The 17,963-nt window shown below is 40.9% G+C and carries 22 protein-coding genes; 8 read left to right on the top strand and 14 right to left on the bottom strand.

Translation table 11 applies throughout. The features are described 5' to 3' along the window. Nucleotides 1–160: 160 nt before the first annotated feature. Complete coding sequence (locus tag FHS68_RS21415; protein ID WP_167274628.1) at nucleotides 161–904, bottom strand: SDR family oxidoreductase; 744 nt, start codon at nucleotides 902–904, stop codon at nucleotides 161–163. Between the two features lie 90 nt (nucleotides 905–994). On the opposite strand from FHS68_RS21415, the gene FHS68_RS21410 reads away from it, so the two are divergent. Further along, nucleotides 995–1,423 (top strand): winged helix-turn-helix transcriptional regulator, encoded by a 429-nt coding sequence (locus tag FHS68_RS21410; RefSeq protein WP_167274625.1) that lies wholly within the window; start codon nucleotides 995–997, stop codon nucleotides 1,421–1,423. A gap of 33 nt (nucleotides 1,424–1,456) precedes the next feature. On the opposite strand, the gene FHS68_RS21405 is transcribed toward FHS68_RS21410, so the two are convergent. Continuing rightward, nucleotides 1,457–2,359 (bottom strand): SDR family oxidoreductase, encoded by a 903-nt coding sequence (locus FHS68_RS21405; RefSeq protein ID WP_167274622.1) that lies wholly within the window; start codon nucleotides 2,357–2,359, stop codon nucleotides 1,457–1,459. Between the two features lie 111 nt (nucleotides 2,360–2,470). On the opposite strand from FHS68_RS21405, the gene FHS68_RS21400 reads away from it, so the two are divergent. The 5 genes from FHS68_RS21400 to FHS68_RS21380 all read left to right on the top strand — a co-directional run bounded on the left by FHS68_RS21400 (nucleotide 2,471) and on the right by FHS68_RS21380 (nucleotide 6,712). After that, nucleotides 2,471–2,860, top strand: a complete 390-nt coding sequence (locus tag FHS68_RS21400; protein ID WP_167274620.1) for a winged helix-turn-helix transcriptional regulator — start codon at nucleotides 2,471–2,473, stop codon at nucleotides 2,858–2,860. A 269-nt stretch (nucleotides 2,861–3,129) separates the two neighbouring features. Next, the gene (locus FHS68_RS21395) at nucleotides 3,130–3,906 is read left to right on the top strand and encodes an SDR family oxidoreductase (protein WP_167274617.1); all 777 of its coding nucleotides are present in this window, start codon (nucleotides 3,130–3,132) and stop codon (nucleotides 3,904–3,906) included. Nucleotides 3,907–3,913: 7 nt separating this feature from the next. Next, complete coding sequence (locus FHS68_RS21390; RefSeq protein ID WP_167274615.1) at nucleotides 3,914–4,834, top strand: helix-turn-helix domain-containing protein; 921 nt, start codon at nucleotides 3,914–3,916, stop codon at nucleotides 4,832–4,834. A 192-nt stretch (nucleotides 4,835–5,026) separates the two neighbouring features. Then, a complete protein-coding gene (locus tag FHS68_RS21385) occupies nucleotides 5,027–5,905 on the top strand; it encodes a helix-turn-helix domain-containing protein (protein WP_167274612.1) in 879 nt (292 codons plus the stop codon). A gap of 72 nt (nucleotides 5,906–5,977) precedes the next feature. Further along, entirely contained in the window at nucleotides 5,978–6,712 is a 735-nt protein-coding gene (locus FHS68_RS21380) for an SDR family oxidoreductase (protein WP_167274609.1), read from the top strand. Between the two features lie 476 nt (nucleotides 6,713–7,188). Here FHS68_RS21380 and FHS68_RS21375 read toward each other — a convergent pair whose 3' ends face one another. From FHS68_RS21375 to FHS68_RS21345, 7 genes are all read right to left on the bottom strand, one after another. Further along, the gene (locus FHS68_RS21375) at nucleotides 7,189–7,578 is read right to left on the bottom strand and encodes a RidA family protein (RefSeq protein ID WP_167274607.1); all 390 of its coding nucleotides are present in this window, start codon (nucleotides 7,576–7,578) and stop codon (nucleotides 7,189–7,191) included. Nucleotides 7,579–7,680: 102 nt separating this feature from the next. After that, nucleotides 7,681–8,244, bottom strand: a complete 564-nt coding sequence (locus FHS68_RS21370; protein ID WP_167274604.1) for a Crp/Fnr family transcriptional regulator — start codon at nucleotides 8,242–8,244, stop codon at nucleotides 7,681–7,683. Between the two features lie 123 nt (nucleotides 8,245–8,367). Then, nucleotides 8,368–8,871, bottom strand: a complete 504-nt coding sequence (locus FHS68_RS21365) for a cupin domain-containing protein (RefSeq protein WP_167274602.1) — start codon at nucleotides 8,869–8,871, stop codon at nucleotides 8,368–8,370. Between the two features lie 42 nt (nucleotides 8,872–8,913). After that, complete coding sequence (locus tag FHS68_RS21360) at nucleotides 8,914–9,267, bottom strand: DUF4260 domain-containing protein (RefSeq protein WP_167274599.1); 354 nt, start codon at nucleotides 9,265–9,267, stop codon at nucleotides 8,914–8,916. A 319-nt stretch (nucleotides 9,268–9,586) separates the two neighbouring features. Further along, on the bottom strand, nucleotides 9,587–9,787 hold the full coding sequence (locus FHS68_RS26855; protein ID WP_374757528.1) for a transposase: 201 nt from the start codon (nucleotides 9,785–9,787) through the stop codon (nucleotides 9,587–9,589). A 66-nt stretch (nucleotides 9,788–9,853) separates the two neighbouring features. Beyond that, complete coding sequence (locus FHS68_RS21350; RefSeq protein ID WP_167274594.1) at nucleotides 9,854–10,774, bottom strand: helix-turn-helix domain-containing protein; 921 nt, start codon at nucleotides 10,772–10,774, stop codon at nucleotides 9,854–9,856. 252 nt (nucleotides 10,775–11,026) lie between these two features. Continuing rightward, complete coding sequence (locus FHS68_RS21345; protein WP_167274591.1) at nucleotides 11,027–11,821, bottom strand: SDR family NAD(P)-dependent oxidoreductase; 795 nt, start codon at nucleotides 11,819–11,821, stop codon at nucleotides 11,027–11,029. A 260-nt stretch (nucleotides 11,822–12,081) separates the two neighbouring features. On the opposite strand from FHS68_RS21345, the gene FHS68_RS26850 reads away from it, so the two are divergent. Next, a complete protein-coding gene (locus tag FHS68_RS26850) occupies nucleotides 12,082–12,198 on the top strand; it encodes a hypothetical protein (protein WP_208408382.1) in 117 nt (38 codons plus the stop codon). A 527-nt stretch (nucleotides 12,199–12,725) separates the two neighbouring features. Here the strand turns inward: FHS68_RS26850 and FHS68_RS21335 are convergent. Continuing rightward, the gene (locus FHS68_RS21335; RefSeq protein ID WP_167274589.1) at nucleotides 12,726–13,418 is read right to left on the bottom strand and encodes a S41 family peptidase; all 693 of its coding nucleotides are present in this window, start codon (nucleotides 13,416–13,418) and stop codon (nucleotides 12,726–12,728) included. Nucleotides 13,419–13,556: 138 nt separating this feature from the next. On the opposite strand from FHS68_RS21335, the gene FHS68_RS21330 reads away from it, so the two are divergent. After that, nucleotides 13,557–13,856: a hypothetical protein gene (locus FHS68_RS21330; RefSeq protein ID WP_167274586.1), complete on the top strand. Its 300-nt coding sequence runs from the start codon at nucleotides 13,557–13,559 to the stop codon at nucleotides 13,854–13,856. Between the two features lie 503 nt (nucleotides 13,857–14,359). On the opposite strand, the gene FHS68_RS21325 is transcribed toward FHS68_RS21330, so the two are convergent. The 4 genes from FHS68_RS21325 to FHS68_RS21310 form a co-directional block, all read right to left on the bottom strand. After that, entirely contained in the window at nucleotides 14,360–15,127 is a 768-nt protein-coding gene (locus FHS68_RS21325) for an ABC transporter permease (protein ID WP_167274584.1), read from the bottom strand. Next, nucleotides 15,128–15,898 (bottom strand): ABC transporter ATP-binding protein, encoded by a 771-nt coding sequence (locus tag FHS68_RS21320; protein ID WP_310588623.1) that lies wholly within the window; start codon nucleotides 15,896–15,898, stop codon nucleotides 15,128–15,130. It abuts the gene before it with no gap. A 3-nt stretch (nucleotides 15,899–15,901) separates the two neighbouring features. Next, nucleotides 15,902–16,813: a pentapeptide repeat-containing protein gene (locus FHS68_RS21315; RefSeq protein WP_167274581.1), complete on the bottom strand. Its 912-nt coding sequence runs from the start codon at nucleotides 16,811–16,813 to the stop codon at nucleotides 15,902–15,904. Between the two features lie 589 nt (nucleotides 16,814–17,402). Beyond that, nucleotides 17,403–17,939 carry an HAD family hydrolase gene (locus FHS68_RS21310; RefSeq protein ID WP_167274578.1) on the bottom strand — a complete coding sequence of 179 codons (537 nt, stop codon included), beginning with the start codon at nucleotides 17,937–17,939 and terminating at the stop codon, nucleotides 17,403–17,405. Nucleotides 17,940–17,963: the final 24 nt, after the last annotated feature.

Below are 17,963 nucleotides of genomic sequence, written 5' to 3'. Positions count from 1 at the left end.
GAGATGTCATGTTATCAAAGGGGAATGAATAGATTCCGGGAGAAAGACAACTAACAACTCAACTAGGAAATGCCTACTTAAATAGATCAACCAGTTACTGAAAACGGAAATAAGCGGCAGATGCCGCTTATTTTTACCATGTGTAAAAGATATTACCGTTTTACTTTAATGCGTAGCTATGGTAACCACCGTCAGCTACAACCTCGGTTCCAGAAATAAAGCTTGCGGCATCAGAAGCCAGAAACAATACTGTTTTTGCGATTTCATCGGGATGGCCAAGCCTTTGCAATGCGGTGGCGCTTGCCAAAAACTCTTTCGCTTCATCACTTGCGACAGTATCCAGACCCGGTGTCGCAATAGCTCCCGGACTAATGACATTTACGCGGATTTTCCTTGCCGCCAGCTCGTTAGCTGCAATTTGGGCAATCTTGTTGATTGCACCTTTGGTTGCGGAGTATACGCTGGTTCCCAGATTTGCAGCACTTGCGGCCGATGAAGAAGTGAACAATACGGATGCTCCATCTGCCAGGTGGGGAAAGAATTTTTGTAGCGTGAAAAAATTACCTTTCACATTGGTACTGAACTGTGCGTCAAAATTGGCTTCGGTCACTTTTTCGATCGGCTCAAATGCTCCAATTCCTGCATTCAGGAAAAGAACATCCAGTTTGTTTCCGTTTTTTGAAAATGCTTTTTCCAGAACCGAAATGTCTGCAAGTTTTGAAGTATCCGATACGACAGTAGTTAGTTTTGGGCTGTTTATTTCCGTGCTGGCCTTTTGCAGATTATCTGCATTTCTTCCTGTAATCCAGACATTTGCCCCTGCGCTGATAAAGGCTTTTGCTGTCGCCAACCCGATTCCGGTTGTTCCGCCTGTGATAACGACGTTTTTGTTTGTAAAGTCCATAATTAAATTTTAGCTATTTTTGTAGTCTGTTTTATGAACTGCAAATCAACAAAAGTAGTTCATAAAACAGACTACTTTTGTTCTAAGATTATGAAAATTACCGAGAGGAGATCAACATGCCCCATCAATTATTCGGTGGAAATTTTCGGTGACAAATGGATGCTTTTACTCTTGCGGGATATCATGTTTAACGGCAAAAATTCTTTCCTCGAGTTCCGGGCCTCAGATGAGAAAATATCCTCAGCTGTACTTACTGAAAAGCTGAACTTGCTTTTGAACGAAGGAATTGTATCCAAAGTCACCTCCCCTAAAAACGCTTCAAAATTCCTTTACCTGATCACTGACAAAGGCATCGAGTTGGTACCGGTCATGGTGGAAATCCTTTATTGGGGTTCCAGGTACAACCCCCACGGCGGCCCAAAAACGTGGCTTGACCGGATCAAGCAGAATAAAAAGAAAGCGATTGCGGAGTTGCAAGATGAATTAAGAAGCCAATGGCGTTCCCATGGGTTAAATTAAAAGACGGGATAGATAAGTGGAACCTGTACAAACCTAAGGGGCTGTCTCAAAACCAACCTTTGCGTAAACCTGGTCGATAAACTGCTTCATTGACGTCGGCTTTCTGCCTAAGAAGCCTTCTAATGTGTTATCGTCTGCATCCATCGTATTTTGTGATAATGCCACAGCCCACATGGTAAACATGCCGATATACTGATCAGGTACACCAAAGTTTTTTAACGTTGATTCAAATTCTGCTACCGGCGGAGATTGATATGACACTTTTTTCCCGGTGACCCTAGATAACTCCTCAGCTATATCATAAAAAGACACAGAAGCGGTATTGGTCAGCTGGTACAACTTATTTTGATGGCCATCCGTAGCCAAAATATGAGCTGCGGCTTCAGCCAGTTCCTCTCGAAGTACATAACTGGCTTTACCATCTCTGGCAGGAAATAGAATAACGCCTTTCTCTGCAACCTTTTCGCCCAAAAAGACCGGTATCATTTCCAGATAAATACCATTTTGCAGGATCGTATAATCGATCCCGCTATTCATTAAAAAAGCCTCTGACTCGACATGCGAATTCTGAAATACTGCAATGGCGGAATCTTCAAAGTTAGGTTTTCTAACAAAAGAAGTATAAACAATGTGTTTAACGCCAGTCTCTTTTGCAGCTTTGATGACATTCAGATGATGAGCTGTTCTGTTTTCAACAGCCTGCCGATCATTACTCGAAACAAGCAGTAGCTTGTCTACACCACTAAAAGCACCAACCAATGAATCATAATTAGCATAGTCACCTACTCTTATTTCAACACCTTTTTCCCGAAGAGCCTTTGATTTGACTGCATCTCTAACCAAAACTGAGATTTCGGATGACTCAATTCCTTTTTTCAATAAATGATCTATGGCCTTCCCACCAAATTGACCCGTCGCACCAGTAACTAATATCATGTTATTTTTTGTTTTTGATAAGCAAAGTTAACAGGCCTGATATATTTAGTATAGTTTGTTATCCTAAAATATCAGTATACTTTTGTATACTGAACATTCTGAATATCTGATATGAGTGACTTTAAAGATTTTATTGGAAGTGAAAAAGGCCCGCAATGTCCACGGGTTTACATTTTGGCCTTAACAGATACGTTAAACGTTATCAGTGGCAAATGGAAATTACCTATCATCGCAGCGCTCCTTCGTGGCGTAAACCGGTTTAAAGATTTACTGGACAGTACAGAAAAGATAACACCCCGAATGCTATCAAAAGAATTGAAGGAGCTTGAAATCAACAGCATTGTGGAACGTAAGGTGTACAATCAAACACCGGTGCTCATTGAGTACAGGTTAACAAACTCCGGAAAAGACATTGCAAATGTGATCGATTCCATGATTGATTGGGGGATGATTCACAGAACGCAGGTGATCACAAAAACCGATGCGGGAGAAGGGAGCTAATATTTCAGATATAAATCAATCGCGCCTAAAATTGAGGCTCAGCTCAGTCTGCAAACTGACATGTTTAAGTTGGATCCTCCATCCATCATTTCGATAGCACAGCTTCCTCGGACCGATTAGGCAGTAAATCTGAAATCTGCCATTGTTTGTTTTAACTACCGTATGAATTAAGACTCAAATTTCTAGATATTTGACTAAACCATAAATAGATTTGGATAAACCTATCGTCTAGGGACTTCCGACCTTTGTCCGTATAAACAACAAGAAAAATGGACATAAAAAACAGTACAATACTGATTACAGGCGGAACCAGTGGCATTGGCTTGGAAATGGTGAAACAGTTATCGGCGCTTGGCGCTGCTGACATTATCATTACTGGCCGAGACGCAGGGAAGCTCTTGCATATTAAAACAGAGCTTCCACATATCCATACGTTTCAAAGCGATGTGAGTAAACCGGAAGACATTGAAAAATTGTGCACCTTGGTTACAGAGCAGTTTCCTAACCTCAATATGATCATCAACAACGCGGGTATCATGCGGAACCTTGATCTGCGCGACCGCAATATGAGCTTGGAGGATATCACGTCTGAAATCGACATAAATCTTGTCGGTACGATTCGGATAGTACATCAATTCCTGCCTCATTTGCTGAACCGGCGATCGGCCTTGATCGTGAATGTCTCTTCGGGTTTGGCTTTTATCCCTTTTCCGGTGTCACCTATTTATAGCGCCGCCAAGGCAGGCGTTCACGCCTATACGCAGGTTTTGCGGCTACAATTAAAAGAAACCAACGTGAGGGTTATTGAACTTGCCCCACCCGCCACCGACACTTCGTTGGGAGATCCGTTTGAAGGATTGGTGGACAGCAGCGTAAATATGAAGACTGATAAATTGGTCAGGCTTGCCATCAAGGGCATCGTGAATGGTACTAGCGAAATCAAGCCCGGCTTAGCTAAAGTGTTGAAAGCGATGAGCCGGATTGCCCCAAATACCACACTGAAGATGTTGGATTCCAGTATTCAAAATGCAAAAGCTAAACTCTGAATCCCAAATGGCAAATACGACACCGCTAAGGGTAAAGTCAATCACCGATTTCCATCGGGTGACTGGTTTGCCTTCCCCACTTCACCCGCTGGTTAGCTTGGTAGACTATTCGGCCATTTCGAATTATCATGCAAACAATGCAACGAGCGCAGTCTTCGACTTTTACTCGATTTCAGTAAAGCGTAACTTGAATGAAAAGATCATGTATGGTCAGCAGCCTTACGATTTTGATGAAGGAATTATGTACTTTTTAGCTCCCGGGCAGGTATTACGCCTGGAAACAGCAGAAGATACTACCTCCGAGCCATCAGGTTGGGTGCTGCTCATCCATCCCGATTTTCTTTGGAATACAAGTTTATCGAAAAGCATCAGTCACTACGATTTTTTCGGCTATGCCTGCCATGAGGCACTTTTTCTTTCGGAAAAGGAAGAGGAAATCATCAATGGAATAAGTCAAAACATTGGTCGGGAGATCCAGGGAAACATCGATCTGTTCTCGCATCAAATAATTATTGCCCAATTAGAGGGACTTCTTCGATATGCTGACCGGTTTTACAACCGTCAATTTATTACCCGACGCATCAGCAATCATCGCGTGCTTTCGCAATTGGAGGCATTACTGGATAACTATTTCAACAAAAACGAACAGTCGCTGCACGGAGCGCCGTCTGTTCAGTTCGTTTCAGAAAAACTCAATATATCACCCAACTATTTAAGTGGGCTGCTCAAAACACTGACCGGGCTAAATACCCAGCAACACATTCACGAAAAATTGATCGCCATAGCCAAACAAAAGCTTTCTACGACCGACCTGACAGTAAGTGAAATCGCTTATGAACTAGGCTTCGAACACCTGCAGTCATTCAGCAAGTTATTTAAAAATAAAACCAATCAGTCCCCTCTTGCATTCAGGCGGGCGTTTCAGTAAAACGATCTGTATACAGGTTTGGTTTGCAGTCAGCCAATCCTGATCGGAATCTATGGTTAATGTCTGACCTGAAAGCCATTTCAGTTTCGAGTCGATCCTTTGTGCAACAGCCACGGAAGTTTATTTGAGACGAAAGGTGGCCGAATAGCTAATCCTTTTTTGTTGTTACTTTTATTAAATACATGACCAGAAATGCAAGAAACGAAGGGATTGCTAAACAGGATTACACACCACGATAAATTGTCGCTAACGGTAAATGAAAATTGTGTGATTTCCCTACCGGAAGATATCTTGCAGAAGTTGCTTCAACCGCACAAGCTAGCCCATTATTGTTTTGTATTTATAGATCAAGGATCAGAAACCTATAAAGTAGACTTAAAAGATATCACCATCGCCGATAGTCAACTGGTTTTTGGGTTGCCAAATCAAATTTTCACCAATCCACCGAAGAATCAAGACACCCAAGGTTATAAAATCGGATTCGATGAAAATACATTAGCCCTCCTCCCACAATCCTATCCGTTCCTGTTGGATCCGTTAAATTCAAACACAATCACCTTTGACCCGGTTTCCAAACAGCGGGTAAAGGCTGTTTTTTCCATTTTATTCCAGCTGCTTCATTCAGCTGGAAATCAAAAACCTGCCGAAATCATTTTAGCGCATTTGAACGCACTATTAACTGAGTTCAACAGTGCTTACTTCGAGCATCGCGTTCACGATAATATTTCGGATCCTAAGATGTCAAAGTATGTAGAATTCAGACTGGCCGTTGAAACCCACCTTACCGAGCAGCAAGATGTATTCACGATCGCTGAAAGTTTGGCTATGACCACAAGCGGTCTTTATGGTATTGTAAAGGAATTCTCGGGCCTTTCGCCAAAAGAATGGATGACCAACCGGCTTATGCTGGAAGCGCAGCGGAGACTGCGCTACTCCACCATTTCTGTAAAGGAACTGGCTTTCGAGCTGGGCTTTAATGACCCTGATTATTTTTCCCGACTGTTCAAAAAGAACACCGGCAAGAGCGTCAGTACATTTTTAGAAGACTTGCGCGATTTGTCCAGTAACTAAGATGATTTGTCCATTCCGTCTGTTTTTCCGCTGACTACTTTTGCTTCGGTAGTTTTTAAAACAGTTTATAGAATGAAATCAGCATTAGTAACGGGGGGTAACAAAGGCATTGGATATGAAGTGGTGAGACGGCTCGCCGAAAACGGATTCTTCGTTTACATAGGTACACGTATTTTGGGAAACGGTTTATCGGCAGTAGAAAAGCTAACCGCAGAAGGTCTCACCAACGTTGAAGCCCTACAACTGGACGTAACCAATCAGAATTCGATCGATGTCGCCCGCACAACAATTGGCAGCAAAACAAAGATTTTGGATGTGCTGGTCAACAATGCGGGTATATTGGGAGCGTTCCAACAATCAGCAATCGAAACAAACATCGATCAATTTAAAACAGTTTATGAAACCAATGTGTTCGGTGTGGTCAGTGTTACGCAGGCGTTTATAGATTTGTTGAAAGGATCACCTGAACCACGCATTGTAAATGTGAGCACAAGCATGGCTTCACTTACCTTGGCCGCCGATTTAGATGGTAATTACCCCACCAGGTTTGTGGCTTATCAATCGTCTAAGTCGGCCCTGAATATGTACACGATCAATCTTGCTTACGAGCTTCGTAATACTCCGTTCAAAGTTAACGCGGTTTGCCCAGGTTGGACTAAGACCGATTTCACCAATCATCAGGGCACAAGTACAGCCGAAGACGCGGGACAACGTATCGCTAAATATGCAATGATTGGTCAGGATGGGCCCACAGGAAAATTTTTCAGTGAAGAATACTTTCCAGAACCGGCAAATTGCCCTTGGTGAATCAGAGAATCCACGAACTATACCATCACCTATTGGTTCCTACGTGAATGACTACTGATGAATTTACGACCGGCTAGCTTGAACATGGCAAAATAAGAAATGGAAGCTGGGCAGGCAGTGCGGCGGTGTTTACCCCAATTCCTCACCTGACGAATATAACTTGCCTAAAAAATGCAAGTGCTCCTTATTTTATTGCAGGATACGCAACAAGTATTTCTTCTCTTGTTGCAAACATTCACGTAAATGTTATTCTTCCAGTAGTAGAAGAACTTACAGGTAAAAAACCAATCTCTTTAAAACAGGTACTGGAAAGATATTTTAGTTGGTGAGCTTTTGAACAAAGACTTGACAAGCTCAAAACCTGTCAGGTCTTTGTTTATAATGATAGCTTTGCTATACAAACTAAATTCATCTTTAGCTTTTGTTTCAGTAGGTCGTTTGTTACGAGCTACAAGCCAGTATAGCATTAGAAGCTATTATTTCACTACTGTAGCCTCCAACTCAACTTTTAATGTTTCAAAAAGGCCTTTCACCTCCAACAATGTGGTAGCTTGTTTAATACCATGCTTTACTACCCATTCCTGAAGAATATCAAAGCTTTCATACAATTCTGCCGGCGCTGTTGTATAGATATTCAACCGCACAATGTTTTTGCTTTCGTAACCAGCTTCGCTGATAACTTGCTCCAGATTTTGTATGGTCTCTGTTAACTGGCTTCGCATGTCGCCGGTACTTGATTGCCCTTCGGCATTTATAGCCGTTTGACCCGAAACATAGAGCGTTCCTTCAGAATGCTTCACTTCGACTGCTTGGGCATAACCTCGTTCATCTTGCCATTTCCATGGACTAGTTGCTATTTTTTCCATTTGTTTTAATTCTATTGTTTAAAATTTGAGAAACAAAATTGTGACAATAAAAAATAGTGCGCCGTGATATACATCACAAATTGAAAAGAAATTTTACTATGCTTACGAAGAAAATCTGCTAAGTGTTTCTCTCGAAACCCCTAAATAAGCAGCAAGCTGAGTTTTTGAAACTCTTTGAAATAAGGCTGGATACGATTTAAGCATCTTTTCATAACGCTCTTTTGCGTTGTTGGTAAGTAATGATACGATACGTTGCTGAGAAGCAATAAAACCAGCATTTGACATTTTGATCAAGAAAATTCGCATCTTTTCGACTTTTAAACTCATCTCCTCATAATTTTCTAATGTAAGCCCCAATACGATTGTATCTTCAAGACACTGTAAAGACATAGACGCTTTTGTTTGTTTGAAAAAAGCCTGAAAGTCTGATTCCCACCATTCTTCCATTGCAAAAGATACAATATGCTCCCTTCCCGAATCGTCTGTATAGGTCAATTTTAAAAGCCCTGACACTACAAAATAAGCATACCGAACACTCTCACCTTCCTGAATGATAAACTCATTTCTTTTAAATCTTTTTACCGTGAAAAGAGATAGTATAAATGAAAATTCATCATTGGTTAAGGGTACTATGGTTTCTATATGACTCCTTAGTTTTTCTTGCATCAGCGCCAAGAGTATGGAAGAGACGAGGCTCTAAACTAGTTACAAACCTCAGGGATAAGAGCATCGCGTATAACATTATTTCTCAGGCATGTATTGAGCTACCCTCTGAGAACTGGTAACTTGCTATTTCATCTTGTAAAAAAAATCTGGTGGATATATTTCCTGATCATACTTTTTTGCAATTGATTCCAATTTTTTACCTGCCGCTTCATCCATAACTGGCGGCGGTAAAAATTCACCATAAGCAACAGGTTCTCCCACTTCCTTAAAAAATTCTTCCAGGCCTGCGGCAACAATAATGCACAAAATATGCGAGGTAGCACTACTTTCGTTTTTGAAAGAATGAATGGCACCACCTTTGGGTATACTTACAAATGCGCCGGCCTTTGCAGTATATATTTGCGTTTCTGACCGCACAACTATCTCCCCTTCTATTACATAAAAACTTTCTTGAAAAGTTGCATGTGCATGGGGCCCCGGACCGCCACCAGGTGGTATCAGCATATCAACCACAGCAAATTCATTTTCTGTTTCCTTGCCAGTAATTAGCAAACGATAATTATCACCCACCACAGACAAGTCCTGTCCATCCTTGGGGTTTACGGTTATAACCTTTGTTGGTCTCATATTTTAAAAATTTATTTTCCAATAATGGCAAGAATCAGATCTCTATTTGTTACCAATGCCTCCTAAATGTGTGTTACTAAAGCGATCGCTGTACTTTAAGCCATACCCGAAAACTCTATCCATCGAAATATGAGCAAATATAATGATCGCCCCTAATTGCCAATATTCATTCCCATAAGTAAGGGCATAAAAAGCAACCAACGACGCTACCAGGCGATGATGTAATAGGTTGTAGGGAAAAGCTTCAATTTTAGGGTTTATGATATAACCAATCATCCCTATATCTGGCAATAGTAACAAAGCAGGAAACCACCACCATGCAAAATTCAATTTACTAAATAAAAAAATGCAAAGTAAAAATATTGCGGCCTCTTCTAATTTTAATAGAATATTCATTTCTGGTTCATTAAATTCTCTGTGTGGTTTACTTCTACTCGGATTGCCATACCTTTTTCAATATTCCGACCACCTAAATAAACGAAAAATTCATTTTTTGAAGATTTTTTAACAGTTTCCAGACCAATACCTGCGTTGCAGGCATAGCCTTCTCGTCAATTATTCAATTAAATTAGGCATTTAACTGATAATCATCTTTTATGAATACGGTGGCTTGAAAATCATTCTTTTGAATTAGGCACTTACGAATGAACTAATTTGAAAGGGTGCGGTAATCTTGATACCATGCATGTCGTCAAATTCTCGAATATGCCTCCCTTCATTTTGTGACGATTGAATCTGTATTTGAACGTGTGCATTGTCGACCAAATGGCTTATTGCCAGTGCAATATTTATCATGTTTACATTTGTTGCATTTGAATTCGTTCACCCATTTTAAACCAGACAAATATTTCGTGCACTTTTCGTCGTTTGGGGATTGGAATTCAAATAATGATAGACTTTTGAACCGGTTTTCAATTTTAATATGCTTTGTTTATGAAATAATATAAGTATATTTGAGATATCAAGCAGGACCCTAATTAAACTAATTAAACAACCGCCTGAATTCCAAAGGCGACACTTTCGTTTTGTTTTTGAAAAGCCTATTAAATGATTGCGGATACTCGAAACCCAATGTATAAGCAATTTCACTTACCGATAAATTTGTGGTTGTCAATATTTGTTTTGCTTTTTCTATTAGCTTATCATGTATATGTTGCTGCGCACTTTGTCCTGTTAAGTTACGCAAAGCATCGCTCAAATATTTAGGAGATAAATTTAGTTTCTTTGCTAAATCAATTACAGTTGGTAATTTGTCACTTCCATATTTATCGCTATTAAAATATTCAGATAGTATTACTTCCATTCTAGATAACAAATCGCTATGTATAGTCCTCCTGATATTAAATTGTCGCTTATAAAAGCGGTGACTATAAGTTAGCAATAATTCTAACTGAGCGACCATTACGTCCTGACTAAAATTGTCAATTGGTAAATAATACTCCTGGTCGATATTTGCAAAAATGTTCTCTATCATAAGTTCTTCCCGCTCAGAAAGAATGAGTGCTTCACTTACTGCATAATGAAAGAAACCATAATCCTTGATCTTTTTTTCAAGGGAATAGTTTCTGATAAAGTCTGGGTGAAATGAAAGTAGCCATCCCCCTCCTGGTAATGATGGATTATCTTCAGGTACAAATACTTGGTTCGGTGCGAAAAACGACATTACTCCTTCATCAAAATCAAAATCGCTCTGCCCATATTTTATTTTACAAGCACAGTTCTTTTTGATAGTAACTGTATAAAATCCTAGTACAAATTTTGTATCTATTTCCGGCATAGTTTGTGGAAAATCTTCAAACTTCAATATACTTACCAATGGATGCAATGGTTTGGGCATCGCCAGTATTTGGTGTTGTTGCGATATTGAGTTAATTACAAAAGGAGTACTATTATCTCTTTTCATAGAGGCTATTGATTTCAACTTATTTATAAAAATAACGAGACTTCAAACTGTTTATGTGTTTGTATTCACCTTTTTGAAAATTTGTTTTGAAATTATATTATTTTGCAGGTTTCCATTTAAACGTTTTCCCCAACATCCTCGTTCCCAAATAAACTCGGTTTTTTATATTAATTTAGTCAGTAAAGGTTTGAATTTCCGTTAATGATTCATAATTAATAAAGGGAGAAATTATTGGTTTTCTATTTTAAAATCCTAGATTTTATATAGATTTTGCCTCATCTGTCTTCCAAACATTTTGAGTATTATTGAATTTGGAATAAAGTGTATAATCCTTCGACTCAATTTATTTTGAATTCCTGAAACGGTGATCCGTTTGTTACTTTTGAGTCCCTTCAATGCCGATGCAACCACCTGCTCCGGAGTTTCTAGTTTTTTGCTAGAAAAACTGCTTTTTCTATCAGGGCCAATTTTCGCAGCATCAAAAAAATTCGTCTCGGTTGCACCTGGGCATAGCAACATTGTTTTAACATTAAAAAGCCTGTTCTCTTCCTGTAATGCTTCGGTAAAAGACCGAACAAAAGCTTTGGTGGATGCATAAACATTCATATATGGAATAGGACTAAAACCTGCCATCGATCCAACATTAATAATGGTGCCTTTTTTATCTGCCCGCATTTGTGGAAGAAAACGGTGCGTCAAAGCTACCATTGCATCCATATTTAGGTGCATCATGTCAATTTCACTTTTAAGTTCATGCTCCAAGAAATCGCCTCCGGAGCCAATACCAGCGTTATTAATTAGCCAGTCTATCTGGAGGTTGCGTTTTTGCATTTCGATAAATAGTGTTTCATCGGAGCCTGGCTTTGTCAAATCAATGGCTATGTACTGAGCATTAATGTTATACTCAGCTATCAATCCTTCACATAATGATTGAAGCTTGCTTTCGGAACGGGCAACTAGTAATAGGTTATGTTTTTCTTCAGCAAGCCGTTTTGCAAATGCTTCCCCGATGCCAGCCGAAGCTCCTGTGATAAGTGTTACTTTCATCTTTCATTGTTTTAATTGTATGATGTAAAGGTCATACAGTATAAAAAGAGCGAAGTATCCAAATGGCTTATTGTTGTATCCAAAAAGGGTCCAGGTCAGTAACAGGTATTGCTGCAGGTAAGATTCATTCGAAGATAACAGCCAGGGATGCCGAAATTGTCGAATGAAGAATTGCTACACAAAAATTTCGGTGAACTGATCCCCCGCGAAACGCTGATGCAAGAAGTCTGGATCAATGAAGGGTCTTCACCGGTCGCAGCATGGACATGTTTGTGTCGAAACTTCGAAAGAAATTAAGCCATGATCCTGAGCTGAGAATAACGAATGTTCATGGGAAGGGGTACAAGCTGGAAATACCTGAAAGACAGATTATTTAAAATCATAGGTCTTATACTCTACACTATTTTCAGGGTATCCAGAAATGTCAGAAATCGCATTAAGGGTTCGAGTGTGGCCCCGCTGAGTCCTCCTTGCAATACAAATAGCTGCTAAAGTGTGGATTGTTCTGGCTTTTTATATTGGCAGTTGTGCAACAGCCACGCTCTATTTTTGCGACGAAAGTGTGGCATTCGTCACATGTCTCCACAGACGGTCGTCGGTATGTCTTTTTGGATCTTGACATCCAAATTACAGATTAAGGCAGATGCTTTTTAATATATTGAACTCTATCAGGCGTTAAGTAGCGCTCATAAAGGAATTTGCTAAGATCGCTAGATTGCAGTTAAACCACCGGATTATTCTACTATTAAATCTAATAGATATGGAATTGCAACACTAAAGAAGACAACGGGTTAAGCCGCGATCTTGGTTTGTTTAAGATTTCTTCAAATTCTTTGGGCGACACATATCCGAGAGAAGAATTCCTGAAAGTTTTAGGAGTGTAGAATGAAAAATCATACCCCGATCATTTTTTTGAACGGTCGATCAGATCAAAAGTATATTGCAAAGATGAATCCCTGCCATCAACGTAGTCCTGCACATCCGGACTTACCTGGTGATCAGGAATAATGCCGCGGTCTGCATATGTGGACGCTCTGACTTGATTTTCATATTTTAACTTTGGTATGATTACCTGAACGCGGCTATTCGGCAGTTCTATTTTTATGGTTTGACCGGATGTATTTCCATAATATCCACCTCCCATTTCTTCACCTATGAAAACCGCTCGTTCATTACTTTTTGCGATAGCGCAAAATTCGGCAGTGGTTGAAAATGACAAACCATTGATTAGAATGAATACTTTACCGCCGAAATTCTCTGCATGTGGTTGTAATGTCGCAAGTAACGGATTTTCCTCCTTTCCAAATACCTTGCTAGTAGACTCGATTGACCCATAATACCTGAATGGTTTGCTTGTCAGGTAGGAATAAAGAAGCGGTCCATATTCATCCTGGCCTCCTGCATTCTCACGGAGGTCAATGATCAGATTTTTGACATTCTTTTCATTCAATTCTGAAAAACACTTGGCAAGAAACTTCTCAAAATGCTGGTCTGGCCCTCCCAACCTGTTTCTGTCAAAAGACTTAATTGTTAGCAATCCCACGCCTTTTTGCGGAAATTCCAGACTCAGCATTGGTGAGCTTTTGCGCTCGGTCATTCTTTCGCATTCGAAATCACTGTAACTGCATCAGGATCTTTTGCTCAAAATTACAAACAACCTATCCCATCAATTGATGCTACTGGTAAAATCACAGATGACAAAGGAAAGCATATAGGTTGGGTGACCCATGATGGAATGATCAAAGATTCTGCCGGAGTTAAAATTGCCCATGTTGACTCACAAGGAAATCTAGTTGATGCCAAGACAGGAAAAAGTTTGGGCAAAGCAGCAAAAAACGGCAATTATGTTTATCACGTTCAAAGTAGTCCTAGTGATAGCTTAACTGTTTCTGCTCCTATGAATGGCACCTGCGAAGTCAAAGATAAAAATGGAAAACTAGTTCTTCTGGTTCACGAGAGTTACAAGCAGTACGGGGCCTGCGCCCTACATTGTCTTCAAATGAAAAATGAACATAAGGATATGAAAATGAAGTAATAATGTTTCATTAATTTCTCTAACTACAGGTGGCATTTAGTTCGCAACTTTTTTAAAAGCCAAGTCTAGCTAAACGCCTTTCCTTTAAAGTTTTATGAACTTAAACACCTGTTCCTTTGATTAGGACAGGCATTTTGCTAGATACGAATGTATTTTGGACAGTTCAGAAATACCACCGAATTAATTTTTGAGAATGGCTTATAGATGCTGTTTATAGCGTCGGCAATCAAATGTCAAAAAAGTATTGTTGAGTAGCTGCCTAATCCTGAAATCATTGCACACTACCAGTTTGCAGAATATTGACAAAATAGAGGTTAATAATGCTTAAGTAATTCTCCACGGTTCCTCTTTTGAAATTAAAATGTTGAGCCCATGCGCTGCGATGTTATTTTGATGATATTTCAGCAGGTTCGCCGGGAATGGCGTGCTCTCGATGCGCCATTCCTCAATCAATATCTACGCTTAAACTTCGCTTGAATTGTCTGTCACCGTCAAAATATCGGTTACACACGTTTTTGGTAAACTCTCTTCGCAAAGAAATAGGCCACCAGGATAATCCCAACACACCACGCAAGAGCCACCCATATCTCATTGCCTACTGGCTGATTGGAAAGCAGTGAGCGGATTGTCTCCACAATCGAGGTCACAGGCTGATTTTCGGCAAAGGCCCGAACCGGTCCCGGCATAGAAGCGGTTGGCACAAACGCCGAACTGATTAACGGTAGAAAGTGAATCGGATAGGCAACTGCAACTGCGCCATCCACCGATTTTGCAGACAATCCAGCAATTGCAGCAATCCATGTCAGGGCCAGCGTAAAGAGTGCGAGGATGCCGGCCACAGCAAGCCATGACAGTCCTCCCGCCGTTGAGCGGAAGCCCATAACCAGCGCTACAAGAATGATTACGGCAACAGAAATTACGTTGGATACCAGTGAAGTCAGCACATGTCCCCACAACGCGGCCGAACGTGAGATCGGCATGGAGTGAAAACGCTCGAATATTCCCCGCTCCATATCTAAAAACAAGCGGTAAGACGTGTACCCTATGCTGTTTGCAATGGCAATAAGCATGATACCAGGTAATAGGTAATTTACGTAATTATCCGTGCCAGTCTGGATTGCGCCGCCTAATACATAGACGAAAAGCAGCATCATGGCAATCGGCATGAGGGTGACCGTAATGATGGTATCCATGCTGCGGAAAACATGGCGCATGGAACGGCCGAGCATAACGCTCATATCCATGAAAAAATAGCTCTGTGTCGTTTCCATTTAATTTTCCTGGTTTTTGCCAACAATTGCTAGGAATATTTCCTCCAATGTGGGCTGTTTTTCAATATATTCGACTTTTGCGGGCGGGAACAGCTTTTTCAGCTCCGCGAGCGTGCCACTGACGATGATCGTGCCTTTATCGAGAATGGCAATCTGATCGGCGAGCTGCTCGGCTTCCTCTAAATACTGGGTGGTCAAAAATACGGTTATCCCGCTGCTGGCAAGCTCTTTGACAATTTTCCAAACCTCAATACGGGCCTCAGGATCCAGCCCGGTGGTCGGCTCATCAAGGAAAACCAGCTGCGAATTTCCTACAAGGCTCATGGCGATATCCAGCCTGCGCCGCATACCTCCTGAATAAGTTGAAGCCCTTCGGTCGGCGGCATCGGTCAAACCGAAGCGTTTAATCAAGTCGTCAGCGACCTGGCGCGCATTGCGAAGGTGCCGCAGCCTGGCAATCAAAATGAGATTTTCCCGACCGGTCAATATTTCATCAACGGCTGCAAACTGCCCTGTCAGACTAATGGACTGCCGAACGCCGTCGGGCTTTAGTGCAACATCGAATCCGTTTACCGTTACATTTCCGCTGTCATGTTTTAGCAAGGTGGTCAAGATCTTGACGATCGTTGTCTTGCCAGAACCGTTAGAACCTAGCAGGGCGAAAACACTGCCCTTTGCCACCTCGAAATCTACACCCCTCAGAACATGAAGCTGTTTGTATGACTTTCGCAGCCCTTCCACTCGGATTGCTTGGTTTTGCATATTCTCCATTCCTTAGATAATTATAACGTTTGACAAATCGACTCCCATACCTTTGAGCACAACACAAGTCATCTTATCTATCGTAGCACCATCAAAGCACATAGGTTTTTTCTTAGACATATGCGCCGAACGGAAAGAGACATTTTTGAGTGTTGCGCCTTTAAACGTAACTTCATTGAGAACCGTCTCCTCAAACTTGACATCAATAAAAGTCTGGCCGTCCAGGCACTGCTTCCGTAAATCGGATTGCCGGAAGTCGACGCCGTTGAAGATACAATTTTCAAAGTTTGTTTTTCTTAAGTCGGTTGCGGTCAGCTTCACATCAGTCAGTGATACATCACTAAATGTTGCTCCGTCCAGACCTGACGCGCAGAAGTTGGTGCGCAGAAGAATAGATTTGTTAAAACTTGCATTTCTAAGGTCAATACCCGATAAGTTACAGTCAGTAAGGTTAGCACCATCAAAATCGGCTTCACTCACATCGCTGCCCGCAAACGAACTGCCAGTTAAGTCCGCACCCGCGAAGCTGGAGGCACGCAATGCGCTTCCTTTAAAGTTCCCTTTATGTGCAGTAACACCCGCAAAATCGCTCTTAGGCAGGTTGCTATCGTTGAAGTTTGCTAATAACACATGCTCGCCGGAGGGGTTGTCAATTTCAAGTTTCGTTTGCCCGATATTTTCATTGGCCAATTTAGAAACCGTTTCATCGTTGGCAGGTTGAGAGTTATTCGAGAAATAGTTCAGGTCAACGCGCAGAATTTCTGCGAGCCTGTTAACGGTAAGAATGTCAGGAGCTGATTCTCCGCGTTCCCATTTCCCAACGGCTTGTGGGCTAATAAACAGTTGTTGCGCAAGTTGCGCTTGAGACATATTGATCTCTTTTCGAGCTCTGGCAATTTTGCTGCCAATCATTTTTCCTTCCATAAATACAATCGCTTTGTTTATTTTCGACACTGCAAAGGTATAGGGGCACATTTTCACAATCAGCTAAAATAGAGCTACTATTAGTTGTAAACCCGCTATTCATAGTTGTTTTAAACAACTATCAGTAGTCTGTCAGTCAATGATGTAGGCCCAAGCATTCACGCCCGAATAATGAGCAGCTCAATTACTATAAAGTTCTTCGGCAATAATAGTGGATAATAATTTTTTTCCCGCTCGTCAGGATGGTTGTGGCATGATTGTCATTGTCGTGTAATCAGATACTTCAGCCCTTGGCTCAGCCAATCAATACGCACCAGTAAGGCGGACGATCTGAGAACCCGCTTGGTTCACCACCTTCGACGGATCAAATTGAAAGTCCTTCTGCTTCCCAAATGAAAAAAAGTGGAGGATTAGGACTGTTTATTGTTAAAAAAATTGTGTGAGCTGCTAGGCGCCAGTTTGGATATTGAAAGTGCGCCTGGCGAAGGCACGCTCGTAAGGATAAGGTTTATTTCCCTGTAAATTAACACCACTACAGATCGTTTCGATGACATTTCTAGGACCAGTACCTAGTACTCATATAGACCGTCTAATAAAAGTTGAGAGAGCGGGGATTAGGCTTTGACATACCCGTTTCGTCCGAATAAAACTGAACATCAAAAAATTTACTGATTCCCAAGATGTTTAATACAGTCCTTAGGGTGTTTCCCCTATTAAAACCCGTATTGCCTACAATACTCATCGTTGTGTTTTCTGCTTCTTTCAGCTGATTAAGCAGATCGAACGTTTTCAAAGAATATAATAAAGGCATATGCCTAAATAGCAATGCGTCCATTTCCTCAAAAAGCCAATCGAGATCCACTTTATTAACAGGATAGCAGTGATTGTTCATGCTGCTAATAACCATTAAATACATTTGATCTGCATTGATAGTCCTGCCTGTTTTTTCATTGATTGCGTTACACATAACATCTACTTCACGAAAAATCATTTCGATCTCTTCAAGCGATTTAGCGCCATAGTTTAAGTTTTCGTAAAAAAACCGGGTTCTCTCTTTTTTAAAGTCGGGGTTTGGCTTTATCAGTGTATGCCAAAGGTCAAAAGAATAATGTATGTAAAAAGGCATTTCTGTAACTAGTTATCTGTATTG

The organism is Dyadobacter arcticus (assembly GCF_011762185.1).
Classification (GTDB): domain Bacteria; phylum Bacteroidota; class Bacteroidia; order Cytophagales; family Spirosomataceae; genus Dyadobacter; species Dyadobacter arcticus.
This window is presented reverse-complemented; position numbering and strand designations above follow the sequence as displayed.